Source organism: Bacillus sp. K7 (assembly GCF_053903245.1).
In genome coordinates, this window is record NZ_CP096406.1 from 2,173,020 (window position 1) to 2,190,588 (window position 17,569).

The window sequence follows — 17,569 nt, forward strand, 5'->3', positions numbered from 1 at the left end:
TCACATTTTTATTAAAGCACGTAATGAAAAAAAGGAAAAGACATTTAGTCCTTTCCTCCTGTTTTTTATAGGTCTTTATATATAGGTTCGGCATTTTTTAGTTTTTCAACCTTTTCTTCCGAACCGTCACTGGCATTTATATACATTCTGAATGTGTCATTTTCAATCGTTCCGAGCATTTCATAGCATAACACTTCTTGGCCCGTTTCATTTGTAATTAAAGCAAGCCTCGTTTCTCTTACTTGTACATTTTTATTTAATTTTGATTTTGCTTCTGCTTCAGTAATGGCCGGCTTAGGTATATTTCTTTTTCTATGGGATGTTAGGAAGTCTCTTGCTGAAAAGCCGACTACCTCACCGTCATCCAAAGCCACTTTCATACGAATGGCTTCCGGGTACATCCGGATTTTATTTTCAACAGGAACATATGAAAATACGCCGATTTTATCATATTGGGCACTTTCATCAATTTCCAAGTTATCTGTTTCATAGCCATTTTTCTTTAAAAAGGCGAGCGCTCGGTTCGACCCATCATTCAAACTGAATTTCTGGTCTTTCACTTTTCTGTTTTGGATCAAATAGACCGGATGCCCGCCCTTTCTCGTAATATCCATATAAATCGCTGCTTTATGGTCTGGGTCTTTCATGCTTACGCTATATACATCGCGATTTGTTTTTTTTCCGCTCTTTGCCACTTTAATTGAATAATTGTCATCCGGGGCAAAGCGCTCAGCAATTTGCTTTGCTTCCTGTTCGGAAATTTGTTTTCCCTTCAGATGGCTGAAACCCTTCTCTTCTTTTTTGGTGCTAGTGAAACTCGGGCCAAGGTCAGTGCCAGTGGAGAATGCACCAACGTTTTTTTCGACGGTTTTAAAGCTGTTGATAATCGTATTATCGCTTTGTTTTTCGTCAGAAGCCAGTGCCATTTCCACATCCATCCAGCGAAGGTTTTTGCTCATGACAAGGTGCTGAACATGACGCAATTCATTTTGAATATCCTCGGATTGCTGATATAACTTATTTAGTGATGTATACTCTTTTTTATCCAGCGGTTTTTGCTCCAAATCTCTAACTGACGTCTTATAACTGAAATCGCCGATCTTTGATAGTAACTCTTCTGTCTTGTTAAACGGCATTAATGTAAGCGGCAGCTGACTGACACTGTTATGGGCTTCAGATGTAATCCTCCACACATCTATCAATGCAGGTGACAGGGATTTTTGGCTGTTCATGGCGAGTGTTGTTCCGATTTTATCATGAAGCTGATCCATCTGATAGGTAAGTTCATGAAACGCCCGCTGATAGTTATTTTCAGCATGAAGAAGAACTGCGTCTTTTTCCTGGTGCTCTTTGTAACCCCAGTAGCTTGTACCGACTATCGCAATACCGAGCAACGCGATTAAAATACCTCTGATCATTTATCACACCTCATTTTTATGCTTTCTTATGTCCTGCTACTCACAGAAAATGTGTTTTCCGATTCTTTTAATCTGCGGGCGTCCCCAAATCCATGCGCTGGTCGCTGTATCCGGATTAAAGTAATACAGGGCTTCCTCAGTTGGATCCCAGCCGTTAATGGCATCCAGCACCGCTTCTCTTGCTGTTTCATTCGGCTGCATATAAATCTGTCCGTCTGCCACCGCTGTAAAAGCAAGCGGTTCGAAAATAATGCCAGCTACTGAATTGGGAAATAACGGGCTGTTCAAACGGTTCAAAATAACTGCTGCGACTGCAACCTGACCCTCATACGGTTCTCCTCGCGCTTCCCCGTAAACCGCTTGAGAAAGCAGCCTAATATCATTGTTGGAAAATCCGCCAGGCATGTTAGCTGCGACCGCGTCCTGTTTTCTTGTTTTTGCAGGTGTGTTGTTTTGCTGCTTATTTGCTTGAGGCTGCTGCGTTGTTTTTTCCGCAGGCTGTTTCTGCCGCGCTTCTGCTTGCTGTCTTGCTTTTTGGGTTGCTGCTTTTGACGGTTTCGTCTGATACTTCAGCGCAATTTTTCCGTAATGCGTGAATGTATTCCCTTTGCGAAGCTGTTCCATAACATATTCACGATAGTATTTAGATTTAGATATCAAGGTTTGCTTTGTTTTAGCCCCGACAAGGCCGTCAACCTCTTTTAGCCCGAATTGATCCTGAAAGTTACGTACTGCCCAGTATGTTCCCCATCCATAAACCCCATCAATTTTTCCGTTATAGTACCCGTTATATTGAAGGCGCGCCTGGAGTTCGATCACATCGTCCCCTGTTGCCCCTCTCTGAATAACCTGATTGGAAAAGGCAGAGATGGTTTCAGTATTGATAAACATCGTTATTGTAAAGGAAAAAAGGATGAGACATGCCATAATCGATCCTTTGGACTTCATCTTTTCAAGCCTCCTACAGCAAATTTTTGAGTGTAATCGTATTTTCTGTAACGAGGTTATTTTTATACACTCTTTCCTTGTTATCCCTCAGAACATAAAATCTCATTTAATAAATCGCACACAAAAAAAGCCGCACAGCTTCTGTGCGGCTCTATACTTGCATCATATTGACGGAACGGGCTTTTTTCGCTTTGCGCAAACCAAACCACCATAAAAATAACATAAATGGAAACATGTAATAAATCCAATTGCTTAGTGCTATTAGAATGAAATCATACGATCCATGTAAAAGTGACGGTAAAGCTAAAGAAAGAATAAGCCACTTCACACGCGCTTTATGTGCGGAAAAACGGGCTTTCCCAAGATAAAATCCCATAATAACGCCTATTAAGGCATGGCAAGAAACAGGAAGCAGCGCCCTGACAAACGCATGCTCCACACCGTGGCCGATTAAGTAAAGAATATTTTCCAGAGTCGCAAAACCGAGCGATACACTGGCCCCGTACACAATCCCGTCATAATGCTCATCGAAATGGGCGTGCGGGTATACACTGACCATCAAGATAAACCATTTTAATGATTCCTCCAAAAATCCTGAAGACAAAAAAGATACGAAAAAGCTTCCGCCTCCCACATTCTCTTTTTCAAGCACGTACTGGATAAACATCGTGGGAAATACAAGAACAACTCCTAAAAAAAACGACCGGAGCACCATATGTACAGGTTCATTATCATACTGATCTTTTAAATAAAAATAACTTAACAGCGCGATGCCGGGAGCAATTCCTGCAGAGATGATTGCAAACATCAGGCAACCTCTTTCCTTTATATTCCTAAGTCTATCCTACCATGTTGTTTATGAATTTACATCTGTCTGACCTTAAAAAAACAAAAAGAGCATACGAATTTATCATATGCTCTCCTCTTTACAGATTTTCTCTTTTTGCGATTTCCGCTGCGATATGTCCTCCGTGAAATCTGTCGTTTTCAATAAATATTTCATTTGCATTGTTTCCGGCGGCAATGACCCCGGCAATAAAAATACCTTCAACGTTTGTTTCCATCGTTTCTTCATTAAAAAATGGACGTCCTGTTTCCTGATCAATTTCAACACCCATTTTTTCAAGAAATTGATGATCGGGATGATAGCCTGTCATGGCAAATACAAAATCATTTTTAATGGTCATGAGTTCCTTCTCACCGGAGCGGAATATCACTTCATCCTCGTTGATTTTTTCGACACAAGCGCCAAATTCCATGCGAATTGTTCCGTTTCTGACGAGCGATTCAAACTCAGGCAGAATCCATGGCTTAATGCTTGACGAATACTCATTGCCCCTGTATAAAACTGTGACACGCGCTCCAGATTTCACAAGTTCAAGCGCAGCGTCTACACTTGAATTTTTTCCGCCGATGACGACCACATCTTTATCAAAGTACGGATGGCCTTCTTTAAAATAATGGAATACTTTTGGCAAATTCTCTCCGGGTACGTTCATATAGTTTGGATGATCATAATAGCCTGTTGCAATAATACAATATGGTGTCGTGTAAGTCCCTTTTGATGTCTCTATAACAAATGAATTGTTTTCCGCTTTCGTGACTTTGTGCACCATTTCAAACGCATTTACACGGATGTTTTTCCGTTTGACGACTTCCCGGTAATACGATAAAGCCTGAATTCTGACAGGCTTTCTGTTTTCCGTAATAAATGCCACGTCTCCAATTTCAAGTTTTTCACTTGAGCTAAAAAAGGTTTGATGCGTCGGATAATTGTAAATGCTGTTAACGACATTGCCTTTTTCGATGACGAGGGCATCAATGCCAATTTGTTTTAGGTGAATGGCGGCAGATAGTCCGCAAGGCCCTCCGCCTATAATTATTGCTTTTTCTTGAATCATTTCCGTCAACTCCTGCGATTGGCATTTCACTTCATATTTTTCTATTTCCGAATAAAAAAAACTCCTATTTTATCATAGGAGATTTTTTATTTTTATGCAAATCATCAACTTATATCCAGCCTCTAAAACGCGAAGCTTCAGCCATTTTGCGAACGCCGACCATGTAAGCAGCGAGCCTCATGTCAATTCTTCGGTTTTTAGCCATTTCGTAAATATTATTAAATGATTTAACCATCATTTTTTCTAATTTTTCTTCTACCTCTTCTTCACTCCAGTAGAAGCCTTGGTTATTCTGAACCCATTCAAAATATGAAACCGTTACGCCGCCGGCACTTGCCAGTACGTCTGGAACAAGCAGAATGTCCCGGTCTGAAAGAATTTTGGTTCCTTCAAGCGTTGTTGGCCCGTTTGCCGCTTCGACGACAATTTTAGCCTGAATATGATGGGCATTTTCTTCTGTAATTTGATTTTCAATCGCAGCAGGAACAAGGATATCACAATCCAGCTCCAGCAGCTCTTGGTTCGTAATGGTATCGTTGAAAAGCTTTGTTACGGTACCGAAGCTGTCCCGGCGGTCGAGTAAGTAATCGATATCGAGGCCTTCCGGATCATAAAGACCACCATACGCATCTGAGATGCCGACAACTTTTGCTCCCGCATCATGCATAAATTTCGCTAAATAGCTTCCGGCGTTACCGAATCCTTGAACAACGACACGCGCACCATGAATATCGATGCCTTTTTTCTTTGCCGCTTCTTTAATACAGATCGTCACACCTTTTGCTGTCGCAGATTCTCTCCCGTGAGATCCTCCAAGCACAAGCGGCTTGCCCGTAATAAATCCAGGCGAATTAAATTCATCAATTCTTGAATACTCATCCATCATCCAAGCCATGATTTGTGAGTTTGTAAATACATCCGGTGCCGGCACGTCTTTCGTCGGGCCGACGATTTGGCTGATAGCTCTGACATACCCTCTGCTCAGACGCTCCAGCTCTCTAAACGACATATCCCTTGGATCACAAACAATCCCGCCTTTACCACCGCCATATGGAAGATCAATTATGCCGCATTTTAAACTCATCCAAATAGAAAGCGCCTTCACCTCTTTTTCTGTTACGTTCGGGTGAAAACGTATCCCGCCTTTTGTCGGACCGACAGAGTCATTGTGCTGCGCACGATAACCTGTAAAAATCTTTACTGATCCGTCGTCCATACGAACAGGTATTTTTACCGTTAATAATCTCATCGGCTCCTTTAACAGTTCGTAGACTTCTTCGGGATATCCCAATTTTTCCAGAGCCTTATGTATAACGGTTTGGGTTGATTTTAATACATCAAGTTTGTCCTCTTCTGTATGACCGGTGTTTCGATCGGCTGCCATTTGAGTTAACCTCCTAGAATCTTCTGTTTCTCACATGCTCCCTTTCAGAGAATAGTATACACCTTCATATGATCTGTGCATAGAATAAACGTTACGTTTTTCCATGTTTTTTAACGAAAAAAAACTGCTGTGAAATCAGCAGTTTTCCGTGGCATTTTTATAAAAAATGAGTCTGTATCGTTTCAACGGCATTGCCGTCCATAATGAGCTTACCATACTCTTGCAAGCGATAAATCGTTAAAGTTGTCGGATTGCCGTATTCAGCCAGGACCGACACAACCCCCTCAGCTGGATGTGACCCCAGGTCTTCAAGGCTTAAAAAGTACTGTCCCTCATAGTGATAGACAGTCCCCCCTATGATACCGATTCGCTGTAAGCTGTCTGAAAGCTGGATGATATCCTCAAAGGAATGGAATTGATAAATGATGTCCGCGCTTTCGTCAAGCTTGACTTGCATTTCGATGTAATCATCATCATACTCATCGTCTTCAGAATCGGCTTCTTGGTTCTTTGTTACGATCACAACCATCCCTTGTGCTTGGAGAGAATACACTTCCACTGCAATCGGTCCATTCGCTTCAAAGCCGAGCTCTGTATTCGCTTCATTCATCATATCTTTAAATAACTGGTGGACTTTAAATGAGTCCTTCCAGAGGTCTTCTTTTGTCAATCCCCGGTCTGTCAAATCATCGAGGGTTAAAAAGATTTTAATCTTATTATAATTCAGACGCTCAAGCCGCATAACGTTCCCTCCTGCCTCTACTTGCACACAAATCATATAACACATTATATGAGATGATGAGTCATAGGTTCTTAATTGTTATCAGTTTACACTGAGTTCACTAGTAAGACAAGCACAATGCAGTTTTTATTGCCTTATGGCGTTTTGCTACCAAGAAGTTATTCCGGCTCACAAAGAGTTACAATATGTGTTTCCGGCTTAGCGCCTAAACGAAAAGGCACTTTTGTGGTGCCATATCCGTTGCTGATCAGATACTTCGATTGTTTAACACAACCTGTTTTTCCAAGTTCATACGGTCCGAATTTCCCAAATCTAATCTGACCGCCATGGGTATGTCCGCTAAATATCGCATCAATACCGTCGGTTTCGTGGATTTGTTCATGGATTTCCGGGTTATGGCAAACGAGAATATTCAGCTGGCTTTTGTGAAGCTCTTTAATGGCTTCCTCATAATGATCCATCTCCATCTTGATATCATCAACTCCGACAATCCCAATCGTATGTCCACTGTGCGAAAACGAAACTGATTCATTCCTCAGGCTGATGACACCGTGCGCTTTGAATATGGAATACAGCCTATGCTGCCTGATTTCATAATCATTATTTCCCCACACAAACAAGACAGGGACCCCAAAGCTCACAAGCCTTTTGATGTTTTCCTCAATTCTTGTACTAGGCACCCCGCCCTCGGCTAAATCACCGCCGATGATAACCAGGTGCGGGGCATGGCTGCGCGCTTTTTGTATAAGATCTTGATCGATGAGACGTTTATGAATGTCCGAAATAAAGAATATTGTGAGAGGCGGCTTACCCTTCATTTTCGATAAAGAAAACGTATGTGTTTTCAAATGGTTTCCTTTAGCTGTTGAATACATTTTTGCCGTCATAGCCGCTGCGGCAACAGTTAGCAAACCGGCAATTTTCACTGATAGCTTCATAAAAACTCTCCATTCTTTTTAGAACTTATCAATAAGACGGACAATAAAAAAAGACGTTTCTATCGTTTAAGAAAACGCCCCGATTTATTTACTTTCAAAATATAGATTAATGTCATATTTGTGCTTCATCATTTGAAAAACAGACTCTCTCGCCTTCCATTTATCCGGCTGCGGCCAAAGATCAGTGCTTTTCTGAATAATTTCGCATCTCAGTTTATGGAAATCACCCTCAGCTTTATCTTCCTTTTTCTTAAAATAATATGAAGTGCAGTATGCAAAAGCGGTTGCCATCATCCAAAATAAATAAAAGGTACGGCTGAGCATTTCTTGAAGAACGAGCTGAGGCGCAGGGCTTTTGATCATAATCATAAGACATAATAACCCTAAGCAAATGAGGGACGTCCATCGCCATCTGCGGCATTGCGCTGCATATTGTTCAAATTTTTGTTTTCGTTTCACCAGCGCTTGGAGCATCTGTTTGGTCGGCGCGTCTGTAAACTGGTCCAGCTGATTCCATAAGGATTCCATCCGCTTCACACCTTGTCCTTTTTCATTGCTATATGATATGAGCGGAACATAAAAAAGATGCCTTATTCATCCATCAAGGGGGATGTCCAATACTTGTCCAGTGTAAACATCATTTCCATTCAGATGATTATACACACGGATTTTTTCTTCTCCCGACCGGTTTTTATAATACTTCATGGAAATGCGGTACAGCGTTTCTTTTTTTTGGACGGTGTGCTTGACCACCCGTTTCGCCTCAGTTTGAACTGGTTCAGCCTGCTGCTGTTCTTCTCGTGCTGCTGTTTGTCGGGAAGAGGAAGCAGCCGTTGCTTCCTCTTGATTTACCGAGTCTTTTTTTTCCTCAGCGGCAGGCTGCTTTTTAGCAGTTGCTGTGTTTGCCGGCTCTTTAGCCTTTGCCATCTCAGGCTTTTTTTTGGACGCTTGCTGCAGTGCAGTGTCTTTGGTCTTTTCTTCGTTGTCTTTTTTGCCCTCTGATTTCGGCACAACCTCGTATTTGCTTTGGCTGCTGTCGATAAAAACATCTTCATAATCATCACGATGATCCGGGTGGCTTTTTAGATAAAATAAGCTCACCAAAACAATAACCGGCACAAAAACAAATAATACAGCGAGTACAGTGAATAATGGCGTTTTTGTTTTCCCTTGCTTTTTTTTCTGTTCTCTCTGATTTTTTACAGATTGTCTTGTCGGAAGGCTTTCTTCATCATCATCGAAAAAATCGTCCGCCAATGCGGCGTTTTGATCTTCATAACGATTCTGGGCTTTTCTTCTCTCTACTCTCGACATGTTCGTCATGTTTATCCCTCCTCACATGTTCAAAACGAATCTGGCAGGCAAACACGGCATCAATGATAAAATGCGCCGTCACCGGAACAAATAAGTTACCGGTCCATTCATACATCAGTCCGAGCAAAAAGCTGATTGCTGTCACCATGATAAATAACAGCCATTTTGACAAATACCGAAAATGAAGAACGGCAAATATAAGACTGGCCGCCCATAAACCGATATGAGTCTGCAGCACTCCTCTGAATAACATTTCTTCCGCGAAAGCAATCAGAAGCGTTAAAAATATAATATGAGGGATCGACCTCTTACTGAATATTTTTTTATTGATTCCCCCGTCATCATATAGATGGGGCGGGCACCATTTCATCACCGCCATATCGGCTAAAATCACAATAACAGCAATGGAAACACCATACCATATGATGCGCATGTCGCGAATATCCCAGAGCTTTTGTACGTCTCTGACATCCTCAAAAAAGAACAATCCTGCTGCAGCTGCGGCGATGAGGATCAAAAACTGCGTTACATATAACTGCTTCAGCATATCACGGTCTGACATTTGCTGAATGAGATCCTTTTGCTGTTTCAGTTCCGTTCACCTACAGTCTCCAAGCTGAATATCCGTTGCAATTCCAAACTCCAGCTGTCCAATGGCGCCATTTTATTCCGTTCTCCTTTTTGTTCATACAATGATAGATCAAAACCGCAATGTGAACAGCATTGGAGGTTTCCATCATCAGGCTCATATGATTCATCAAAATAGGTTAACAACGATTGTCTTATACAGCCATCACGTTGAAGCAGAAAAGATACACGGCGCATTTTTTCTAGCTTCAGTTCCATGCGATATGAAATCTCTTGCTTCATCAGTTCAATTGATGTTTTGCCCTGCTTAAAGAGGTGTATCATCATACGGCTTTGGGTCTCTCCGATACCATACTGCATTACTAGATCCCGCAGCCGTCTCTCATCCCGCTCCTCCATCTTTTCAAGCACACGGATCACATTGGCGATTTCTTCAGCTGTGACACTCTCCATTTGGATAATCTGCTCCTGCAATTCAAAATCCCCTGGCGCCCGCAACAAAATGCTGACACTCGGTTTTCCATCACGTCCCGCTCTGCCAATTTCCTGCATGAATGCTTCAGCCGTCTGAGAGAGATGAAAATGAATCACATATCTGATATCAGGTTTATCGACACCCATACCAAACGCATTTGTACAACATATCACATCAAGCTGGTTATGAATAAACTGCTGTTGGATTAAAATTCTGTCGCCAGACTCCATACCGCCATGGTAAAAGTCGGCTCTGCTGCTTGTTTTGCTTTTAATTTCACCCGCTAATTCCTCAGCCCATTTCCTTGTCGGACAATAAACAATTCCCGGACCTTGAAGGTTTTCAACCAGCTGAATGACCCTATCTATTTTTTCGGCAGTATGCGCCGCTTGTTCAACCCTGAGCGCGATGTTTGGCCGATTGACTGAGTTGAGATGTTGTTCAGCATGTTGCAGCTCAAGCAGGTTCATGACATCTTGCAATGTATCCTTTGTAGCTGTAGCAGTCAATGCCAGAACCGGCGGGTGCCCAAGTTGTTTTCTCAGCTGTCCCAGCTTTGAATAATCAGGCCTGAAGTCATGCCCCCATTCAGATATGCAATGCGCCTCATCAATAACGAATAGGCTGATCGGGACGCTTTTTAATTTTTCCAATACATAAGGCGACTGCAAAGCCTCTGGAGATAAGTACAAAAATTTATAGCGGTGAATATGATCTAAAACAAATTGTCTCTCCTGCTTGCTAAGCATGCTGTTCAAAGCCGCCGCACGCTTTTCGCCCCGCGCCTTCAGCTGCTGCACCTGATCCTCCATCAAAGAAAGCAGTGGAGAAACGATTAACACCATGCCGTTAAGCATATAGCCAGGCAGCTGGTAGCAAAGCGATTTTCCACCCCCAGTCGGCAGCATCGCAATGGTATCCCTCCCGCTAAGTATGCTTCTAATAATGTCCTCCTGCCCTTTTTTAAAGGAAGTAAAACCAAAAAACTGATGTAACGTTTGCTGTAAATTAGTCATATTGCTGCACCTGCTTTGTCAATGCCAGTCTGATTTGAAAATAGCTGAACCGCTGCTGTAGGCCGTCGCGAATTTGTTTGATTTTATTTGTCCGTATCCGCTTTGAAAACTCTGCAATTTCAAGCTGGTCTTCCGCTGATACATAGTCATCTATGTGAAACGCAGGCTCGTGGAGAGAAATTTCAACAATATGGTCTTCGATCGTCGCTGTTTTCAGCTTTCTAATGTCGGCGATTCGCTGTATCGGGATCCCTTGTTTGACCATCTGCCATGTTTTCCTTGTGGACTCTGTCAGAGCATTCTCCACATGCACATCAGAGAGGATATCCTTTAACAGAGAATGTTCACACTCCGGTAGTAAATGAATAAAATAATGTACCGAAGCCCAAAACAAGATATAAACATACCATTCATCTTCATTCAGCGTGTCAGCAAGCTGTCTGCTCGTCAAGCCAATCCTATCGTGCGAGGTTAAAGAGTAGACAAAAATTTGCGCCGCTTTGTCATCAATCTGACGCAAATGCGCCTCCAGCATGGCAAAAAGGCTGCTTGCCATCTCTATATGATCCGTATGCCTGGAGAAGTATTTCTTTACCCATTGAAGTGTCTTATAATCCTTTGTGACAGGGATATACTGCCTGCTCCCCTGTTGTTTATTTGATAAGACCTGCACCAGCAGAGAAAGCCTTTTCCAAAGTACGCCGGCAGCCTGCTGGTAATAAGCGCCGTGACAATGAACGGGCCAAGGCCGTTCACTGAATGCGTGCCTCAATGAAGCTGCGCCGCTGGCTGTCACTTTATATGTATCTGTTTCAGCCAATGGTTCGAGATATGAATGCTGTTCAAGCTTGGTGAGCGACGCTGAAATATCGCTTCTCGAACATTTCGGTGCCATTCCAAAATATTTTGCTGTCTGAAATAAGCCGGCATCTTGTATGGTTTGTGACGATCTTTTGCCTTTAAATAAGTGAAAAACAGCGCTTCCTGACCGTTCTCCGTTTATTTTGCAAAGGCAATCGAGAACCATAATATCGAAATAATTTAATGACAACCTATCCACCCACATTCTTCCTGACAAAAATCGATGATTTGCTCTCTTTATTTTAACAGATTTTAAACAGAAATCGACGTTTAAAGTCATCATCAAGGGGGATGTTATGTAGATAACCCCTTATGTGATAAGCATTCTCAATCATTTTTCTGTTGAAATGTGGCAGCAACATCATTACAATAAGTAAGAGGAATAGGTGTTAAATTGATTATATATAAAGATTGATCCATTTGTTCCACCAAGAACAATCTGGGAGGTTTTATTCATGGCAAAGTACACAATCGTAGACAAAGATACATGTATTGCATGCGGCGCTTGCGGAGCTGCTGCACCGGACATTTACGATTACGATGATGAAGGCATCGCGTTCGTAACGCTTGATGAAAACAAAGGCGTTGTCGAAGTTCCTGAGGTACTGGAAGAAGATATGATTGATGCATTTGAAGGATGCCCTACTGATTCCATCAAAGTGGCGGATGAGCCATTTGAAGGCGACCCGCTTAAATTTGAATAGAAGTATGGAAAAAGCTCCCCTGCGGGAGCTTTTTTACTTTTTAATGGATATGCACGCTTCGCTGCTGTTCAATCCATGGCTTCAGCTTGATGAAAATAAGTGAGAATACAATCGTAATCACAATGCCTTTTATGATGTTAAACGGCAGGATACCAGCGACGACCGCCGTTTTCAGCGCGCTGTCGGATAATGCCGGTGAATGTAAAAACCACGTGTACGCAGGAAGAATCAGTACATAATTTAAAATACTCATCAAAATGGTCATCGCTGCAGTTCCCAGAAGCAGACTGACAGCCAGCCCCTTTGCTGAGTTCAGCTTTTTAAATAAGAAAGCAGTCGGCAAGATAAAAAGTGTTCCTGCGATAAAATTCGCAATTTGCCCGACAGGAACCCCGGCCATGCTTCCCTGAATAATATATTGGAGAACGTTTTTTATCGCCTCTACTGTAATTCCTGCCAAAGGTCCATAAATCAAAATGGCAATAATAGCGGGCACATCGCTAAAATCAATTTTTAAATAATCCGGAAGCCCCGGAAACGGGAAATTTAACAGCATCAAAACAAATGCAATACTGCTCAGCATACTGACCACTACTAATTTTTTTACTTTCACTTCACTCTCTCCTTTTCGATCACATCTTACTCGAAAACGGAAAGGTTCTTTTTCCAGCCAATAAAAAAACCGCTTCATCAAAAAAAGCGGGGTTTTCGAAAATTAGGCTAGGCAAAGAAACGTTTGAAAACAATTTCAAAACGCTTATGAACCTCCATCTTCTCCCATCCAGACTGTACTGTCGGCTCCGGAATTTCACCGAATCCTGCTGTAAAACAGCTCGCGGGCTTAGAGCCATGGGCTCATCACCGCCGGTAGGGAATTTCACCCTGCCCCGAAGATTGATCATATGAATTTAGTTCCATTATAAACGATAACTGGTTGGCTGTATAGAGAATTGCTTCAAATTATATATAATTCTCGAAAGCTCTGAAAACATTGATTTTCAGGCTTTCCTTTTATCCTTTACTGCGTCAATACACGTTGACACTCTATTGAGAATATGTTAAATTATCAGATATTTAGTTTGTCAATTTAGGAGGAAATCTAACGATGTTTCGAGTATTGGTCTCAGACAAAATGAGCAACGACGGCTTACAGCCGCTTATTGAATCAGATTTTATTGAAATCGTTCAAAAAAACGCAGCAGATGCAGAGGATGAATTACATACTTTTGATGCTCTTTTGGTGCGAAGCGCGACAAAAGTAACAGAAGACCTTTTCAACAAAATGACTTCTTTAAAAATTGTCGGAAGAGCCGGTGTCGGTGTAGATAATATCGATATTGATGAAGCGACTAAACATGGGGTAATCGTGATTAACGCTCCAAACGGCAACACCATTTCGACAGCTGAGCATACATTTGCGATGATCTCTTCTTTAATGAGGCACATTCCTCAGGCTAATATCTCTGTGAAATCAAGAGAGTGGAACCGCACGGCTTATGTCGGTGCCGAGCTTTATGGGAAAACTCTTGGAATTGTAGGATTAGGCCGAATCGGAAGCGAAATCGCACAGCGTGCGAGAGCGTTCGGAATGACCGTTCATGTTTTTGACCCTTTCTTAACTGAAGAGAGAGCGAAAAAAATTGGCGTAAACAGCCGTACATTTGAAGAAGTGCTTGAAAGTGCGGATATTATTACTGTTCACACGCCTTTAACAAAAGAAACAAAAGGCTTATTGAATAAAGAAACGATTGCAAAAACGAAAAAAGGTGTCCGCTTAATTAACTGTGCACGAGGCGGTATTATTGATGAAGCTGCACTTCTTGAGGCTTTGGAAAGCGGGCACGTTGCCGGAGCGGCGCTTGACGTCTTTGAAGTTGAACCGCCTGTTGACAATAAACTTGTTGATCATCCATTAGTCATTGCCACTCCTCACTTAGGGGCATCGACGAAAGAAGCGCAGCTGAATGTCGCGGCTCAAGTGTCAGAAGAAGTTCTCCAGTTCGCAAAAGGTCTTCCTGTCATGTCTGCTATCAACCTGCCAGCCATGACAAAAGATGAATTCACTAAGATTAAGCCTTACCATCAAATCGCTGGAAAAATAGGCAGCCTAGTATCCCAATGCATGAAAGAGCCGGTTAAGGATGTTGCCATTCAATATGAAGGCACAATTGCTAAACTTGAAACATCGTTCATTACAAAAAGCCTTCTGTCAGGCTTTTTGAAACCGCGCGTTGACTCAACTGTTAACGAAGTCAATGCCGGCGGTGTCGCAAAAGAACGCGGCATCAGCTTCAGTGAAAAAATTTCCTCTTCTGAATCTGGATACGATAACTGCATCAGCGTAAAAGTAACAGGAGACCGCAACACCTTTACTGTGACGGCTACGTATATCCCTCATTTTGGAGAGCGTATTGTCGAGATCAACGGCTTTAATATCGATTTTTATCCAACAGGTCACTTGGTATATATCCAGCATCAGGATACAACAGGTGTCATCGGCCGAGTAGGACGAATTCTCGGAGATAACGATATTAACATTGCAACCATGCAGGTTGGCCGTAAAGAAAAAGGCGGAGAAGCCATCATGATGCTTTCCTTTGACAGACATTTGGAAGATAAGATCGTGAAAGAACTAACAGAAGTTCCTGATATTGTGTCTGTTAAGCTCATTGATCTTCCATAATCAAAAAAACTCAAGCTGTAATGGGCTTGAGTTTTTTATTTTTTATTCTCGTATGCGTTTGTGCAAAATGCCTAAGACACTCCTCAGCTCAGAAACAGGTATTTGACCAGGTGCCGACGCTTCTTCTCCGGCGCCAAAAGTACAGGCTGATCCAAAAACCTCGCCGCTCAGTCTGCTGATCAGTCCTGTTGCAGCCATAGACATTGTAATGAATGGACGGTTTGCATATTTTGTTTTCATCGTATACGTCGCGTCAAGCAACGTTAAGAGATCTCCTGTATCATTCGGCATGACAGCCATTTTTGGAATATGCGCCCCTAGATCCTGCATTTTTCGAAGTCTCGATAGAATCTCATCTTTCGCAGGCGTTTTCTCAAAATCATGATTTGACATCACCACATAGACATTATGTTCTTCTGCCAGCGTTACTAACGCTTTCACATTTGTATCTCCCGAAAATAATTCAATGTCAATAAGGTCAATGCCTTTTGTCCGGACTGCTGCTTCTAGCAAGGCAATATAGGAGCTTTCATCCATCTCCATGCTCCCGCCTTCTTTATGGGTTCTGAATGTAAATAAAAACAGCTTGTCCGCTAAAGACTCCCGAAGCTTAGAAATCATCTTTGTGACGGCTTCTCTGTCATTTGCTTTTTCAAATACGTCGACTCTCCACTCCACAATGTCCGGCTCCAGTAATTTTACAGCTTCTGCTTCGTTCAAAATTTGTTTCTCCGTTTTTCCCATCAGCGGAACGATGATTTTCGGCAATCCTTCTCCAATGGAAACTCCTTTGATTGTTAACACGTTCACTCGGCTCAAATCCTTTCAATCTTTACCTTGTTTTATTATACACGGACAACTATTTTTTGAACATTTCTATTACATGCAAGGCAACCAAAAGAAGAGCCTGAAAAGGCCCTAATTAGTCTAAGGAAATCGGATTTGGAGCAGCAGGTACCGGAATGGCATCTGATACGTCATATTTGCCGATTTTTTTTGTTCTGGTTTCCGTAAAGGTCACATCTGTAAAACCAAACTCCTTTGCTGTTAAAAGAAGTCCCTCAAGCATTAAAATACCGGCAATAGAATTGTCAACTGCTGAGTCTTTTGAGAAGTGGATATATAAGTGTTTCTGTTTCTTCGTTACAGATTTGACCGTTCCCGCTTGAAAAAGAGGTGTTGCCTCTTGTTGGATGTCCGATTCCATTTCCTTTATCGCTTCTTTTACGGTATCAAATGTTTTTTCCGATGGAACGAGAAAGTCTTGTCCTTGTTTATTTTGATACAAGTAGTAAGCTCTTTTTGACTGTTTTGTAATTGCAATTTCAGTAAAAGTGCCATATGAGCCAATACGGATGCCACTCTTGTTTTGCTCCGATAAAAATTTGATATTTTCATAAGGGCTCCATTTTAAGGATTCTTTCAGCAATTTTTTTAACAGTGTATCGTCTTTTAGAGCAAAATCTCCGATAGGCTGATGGACTCGTATACTTAATTCCTTCTTGTTTGGATTTTCTTTTACCTCCACTTCATCTATGAAGGATGGGATCGTAATGGCATGGTCAAGGATACCCAGCTCACTGCTTTCAAACAACATATCCTGTATCGTTTGGTCTGCGTTTGTTTTTTTAATGCTGAGAGGTATGATTGCGGATGTATCGGCATCGGCAATCGCAACAGTGATGTAATTTTTCTGTTCCTTTTCAGAAACAACATACGATGTCTGATCCAGGGATGATGCAGCCTTTGGGCTGTCTGCTGTCTCAGTTTTCGTCACAGCGTTCTCTTGGGACGCTTCTTTTTGTTGAGGTTGTGCCTGATCAAAGAATTGAGGAGAAATAATGAAGGCGATATAAACCGCAATTGCAGTGGCGCACGCGGGGCCAATCCACCTAACAGCGGGCTTTTTTTTGGTTTTTGCCATCGTCAGCCGCTTATAAATATCTTGAGGCGAACGATGGTCTTTAACTGCCGGAAGTTGACTTAACAACTCCTTTATCTGTTCTTCGTTCCAATCTGACTTCATCATCCATTAGCTCCTCCCTCAAAAGCTCCATATGTTTCCGAAGTACTTTGAGCCCTCTGTGTTGGGTCGTTTTGACTTTGCTTTCCGAGAAGCGCAGAGCGTTGGCTGTTTCCTGAATTGAATACCCCTGAATAAACCGCAAGATAATCACAGCTCTTTGGTCGATCGTGCATTGATCAAGCGCAGTATAAATTTCCCGGACATTTTCGTGTTGAACCGCAAGCTCGTCCGGAAGCAACTGCTGATCTCTGACATCCTGTGTATCCCAATCAAACGTGCCGAGTATACGCTGTCTGATCGTCTGCTGTTTACGGAACCAGTCGATCGCAACATGGCGTGCGATCGACAAAAGCCATGTTTTTTCACTGCTTCTTCCTTCAAACGTATGATAAGAATGTAAGACCCGGATATAAACCTCCTGCAGAAGATCTTCTGCCTGGTTTTTATCCTTTACCATATAAAATAAAAATTGGTACAAATCTTGATGATATGTATCATATAACAATTGAAAGGTTTCTTCCATTTGAAACCCCTCCGTTCACTTTTTTGTCGTATTAATAGCTTGAAAAGT

18 protein-coding genes and 1 riboswitch are annotated in these 17,569 nt (G+C 42.1%); of the genes, 2 read left to right on the forward strand and 16 right to left on the reverse strand.

Annotated elements, in window-relative coordinates; genetic code table 11:
- Window positions 1–65 precede the first annotated feature (65 nt).
- The 12 genes from ypeB to M1D98_RS11090 form a co-directional block, all read right to left on the reverse strand.
- Window positions 66–1,418, reverse strand: a complete 1,353-nt coding sequence (gene ypeB, locus M1D98_RS11035; protein WP_010330490.1) for a germination protein YpeB — start codon at window positions 1,416–1,418, stop codon at window positions 66–68.
- Between the two features lie 36 nt (window positions 1,419–1,454).
- Window positions 1,455–2,366 (reverse strand): spore cortex-lytic enzyme, encoded by a 912-nt coding sequence (sleB, locus tag M1D98_RS11040; protein ID WP_121642807.1) that lies wholly within the window; start codon window positions 2,364–2,366, stop codon window positions 1,455–1,457.
- A 151-nt stretch (window positions 2,367–2,517) separates the two neighbouring features.
- Entirely contained in the window at window positions 2,518–3,174 is a 657-nt protein-coding gene (prsW, locus tag M1D98_RS11045; RefSeq protein WP_010330488.1) for a glutamic-type intramembrane protease PrsW, read from the reverse strand.
- Between the two features lie 118 nt (window positions 3,175–3,292).
- A complete protein-coding gene (locus M1D98_RS11050) occupies window positions 3,293–4,267 on the reverse strand; it encodes a YpdA family putative bacillithiol disulfide reductase (protein WP_456279595.1) in 975 nt (324 codons plus the stop codon).
- A gap of 109 nt (window positions 4,268–4,376) precedes the next feature.
- Complete coding sequence (gene gudB, locus M1D98_RS11055; RefSeq protein ID WP_010330486.1) at window positions 4,377–5,651, reverse strand: NAD-specific glutamate dehydrogenase; 1,275 nt, start codon at window positions 5,649–5,651, stop codon at window positions 4,377–4,379.
- Window positions 5,652–5,808: 157 nt separating this feature from the next.
- On the reverse strand, window positions 5,809–6,393 hold the full coding sequence (locus M1D98_RS11060; protein ID WP_010330485.1) for a genetic competence negative regulator: 585 nt from the start codon (window positions 6,391–6,393) through the stop codon (window positions 5,809–5,811).
- A 158-nt stretch (window positions 6,394–6,551) separates the two neighbouring features.
- Window positions 6,552–7,331: a metallophosphoesterase gene (locus M1D98_RS11065; protein WP_121642809.1), complete on the reverse strand. Its 780-nt coding sequence runs from the start codon at window positions 7,329–7,331 to the stop codon at window positions 6,552–6,554.
- An 84-nt stretch (window positions 7,332–7,415) separates the two neighbouring features.
- A complete protein-coding gene (locus M1D98_RS11070; RefSeq protein ID WP_010330483.1) occupies window positions 7,416–7,859 on the reverse strand; it encodes a YpbF family protein in 444 nt (147 codons plus the stop codon).
- Between the two features lie 66 nt (window positions 7,860–7,925).
- The gene (locus M1D98_RS11075) at window positions 7,926–8,654 is read right to left on the reverse strand and encodes a LysM peptidoglycan-binding domain-containing protein (protein ID WP_129550707.1); all 729 of its coding nucleotides are present in this window, start codon (window positions 8,652–8,654) and stop codon (window positions 7,926–7,928) included.
- Window positions 8,605–9,207 carry a CPBP family intramembrane glutamic endopeptidase gene (locus M1D98_RS11080; RefSeq protein ID WP_268551282.1) on the reverse strand — a complete coding sequence of 201 codons (603 nt, stop codon included), beginning with the start codon at window positions 9,205–9,207 and terminating at the stop codon, window positions 8,605–8,607. The genes M1D98_RS11075 and M1D98_RS11080 overlap by 50 nt, the downstream gene beginning before the upstream one ends.
- Before the next feature lie 26 nt (window positions 9,208–9,233).
- A complete protein-coding gene (locus M1D98_RS11085; protein WP_435576567.1) occupies window positions 9,234–10,724 on the reverse strand; it encodes a RecQ family ATP-dependent DNA helicase in 1,491 nt (496 codons plus the stop codon).
- On the reverse strand, window positions 10,717–11,775 hold the full coding sequence (locus M1D98_RS11090; RefSeq protein WP_010328398.1) for a helix-turn-helix domain-containing protein: 1,059 nt from the start codon (window positions 11,773–11,775) through the stop codon (window positions 10,717–10,719). The genes M1D98_RS11085 and M1D98_RS11090 overlap by 8 nt, the downstream gene beginning before the upstream one ends.
- Before the next feature lie 265 nt (window positions 11,776–12,040).
- On the opposite strand from M1D98_RS11090, the gene M1D98_RS11095 reads away from it, so the two are divergent.
- Window positions 12,041–12,289, forward strand: a complete 249-nt coding sequence (locus M1D98_RS11095; RefSeq protein ID WP_003225461.1) for a ferredoxin — start codon at window positions 12,041–12,043, stop codon at window positions 12,287–12,289.
- A 40-nt stretch (window positions 12,290–12,329) separates the two neighbouring features.
- On the opposite strand, the gene fmnP is transcribed toward M1D98_RS11095, so the two are convergent.
- Window positions 12,330–12,902, reverse strand: coding sequence for a riboflavin transporter FmnP (gene fmnP / locus M1D98_RS11100; RefSeq protein ID WP_010328399.1), 573 nt, complete (start codon window positions 12,900–12,902; stop codon window positions 12,330–12,332).
- 152 nt (window positions 12,903–13,054) lie between these two features.
- Window positions 13,055–13,188, reverse strand: a riboswitch (FMN riboswitch).
- 206 nt (window positions 13,189–13,394) lie between these two features.
- On the opposite strand from fmnP, the gene serA reads away from it, so the two are divergent.
- Window positions 13,395–14,972, forward strand: a complete 1,578-nt coding sequence (gene serA, locus M1D98_RS11105) for a phosphoglycerate dehydrogenase (protein ID WP_268551280.1) — start codon at window positions 13,395–13,397, stop codon at window positions 14,970–14,972.
- A 42-nt stretch (window positions 14,973–15,014) separates the two neighbouring features.
- Here serA and aroD read toward each other — a convergent pair whose 3' ends face one another.
- The 3 genes from aroD to sigX all read right to left on the reverse strand — a co-directional run bounded on the left by aroD (window position 15,015) and on the right by sigX (window position 17,521).
- On the reverse strand, window positions 15,015–15,782 hold the full coding sequence (gene aroD, locus M1D98_RS11110) for a type I 3-dehydroquinate dehydratase (RefSeq protein WP_121642813.1): 768 nt from the start codon (window positions 15,780–15,782) through the stop codon (window positions 15,015–15,017).
- Window positions 15,783–15,894: 112 nt separating this feature from the next.
- A complete protein-coding gene (locus M1D98_RS11115) occupies window positions 15,895–17,001 on the reverse strand; it encodes a GerMN domain-containing protein (RefSeq protein ID WP_456279596.1) in 1,107 nt (368 codons plus the stop codon).
- Window positions 16,937–17,521, reverse strand: coding sequence for an RNA polymerase sigma factor SigX (sigX, locus tag M1D98_RS11120; protein ID WP_121642815.1), 585 nt, complete (start codon window positions 17,519–17,521; stop codon window positions 16,937–16,939). The genes M1D98_RS11115 and sigX overlap by 65 nt, the downstream gene beginning before the upstream one ends.
- Window positions 17,522–17,569: the final 48 nt, after the last annotated feature.

Excerpts from the sequence above, each read along its gene's own strand:
- ypeB (WP_010330490.1), bottom strand. The coding sequence starts at position 1,418 with ATGATCAGAGGTATTTTAATCGCGTTGCTCGGTATTGCGATAGTCGGT.
- sleB (WP_121642807.1), bottom strand. The coding sequence starts at position 2,366 with ATGAAGTCCAAAGGATCGATTATGGCATGTCTCATCCTTTTTTCCTTT.
- prsW (WP_010330488.1), bottom strand. The coding sequence starts at position 3,174 with ATGTTTGCAATCATCTCTGCAGGAATTGCTCCCGGCATCGCGCTGTTA.
- M1D98_RS11050 (WP_456279595.1), bottom strand. The coding sequence starts at position 4,267 with ATGATTCAAGAAAAAGCAATAATTATAGGCGGAGGGCCTTGCGGACTA.
- gudB (WP_010330486.1), bottom strand. The coding sequence starts at position 5,651 with ATGGCAGCCGATCGAAACACCGGTCATACAGAAGAGGACAAACTTGAT.
- M1D98_RS11060 (WP_010330485.1), bottom strand. The coding sequence starts at position 6,393 with ATGCGGCTTGAGCGTCTGAATTATAATAAGATTAAAATCTTTTTAACC.
- M1D98_RS11065 (WP_121642809.1), bottom strand. The coding sequence starts at position 7,331 with ATGAAGCTATCAGTGAAAATTGCCGGTTTGCTAACTGTTGCCGCAGCG.
- M1D98_RS11070 (WP_010330483.1), bottom strand. The coding sequence starts at position 7,859 with ATGGAATCCTTATGGAATCAGCTGGACCAGTTTACAGACGCGCCGACC.
- M1D98_RS11075 (WP_129550707.1), bottom strand. The coding sequence starts at position 8,654 with ATGACGAACATGTCGAGAGTAGAGAGAAGAAAAGCCCAGAATCGTTAT.
- M1D98_RS11080 (WP_268551282.1), bottom strand. The coding sequence starts at position 9,207 with ATGTCAGACCGTGATATGCTGAAGCAGTTATATGTAACGCAGTTTTTG.
- M1D98_RS11085 (WP_435576567.1), bottom strand. The coding sequence starts at position 10,724 with ATGACTAATTTACAGCAAACGTTACATCAGTTTTTTGGTTTTACTTCC.
- M1D98_RS11095 (WP_003225461.1), top strand. The coding sequence starts at position 12,041 with ATGGCAAAGTACACAATCGTAGACAAAGATACATGTATTGCATGCGGC.
- serA (WP_268551280.1), top strand. The coding sequence starts at position 13,395 with ATGTTTCGAGTATTGGTCTCAGACAAAATGAGCAACGACGGCTTACAG.
- M1D98_RS11115 (WP_456279596.1), bottom strand. The coding sequence starts at position 17,001 with ATGATGAAGTCAGATTGGAACGAAGAACAGATAAAGGAGTTGTTAAGT.
- sigX (WP_121642815.1), bottom strand. The coding sequence starts at position 17,521 with ATGGAAGAAACCTTTCAATTGTTATATGATACATATCATCAAGATTTG.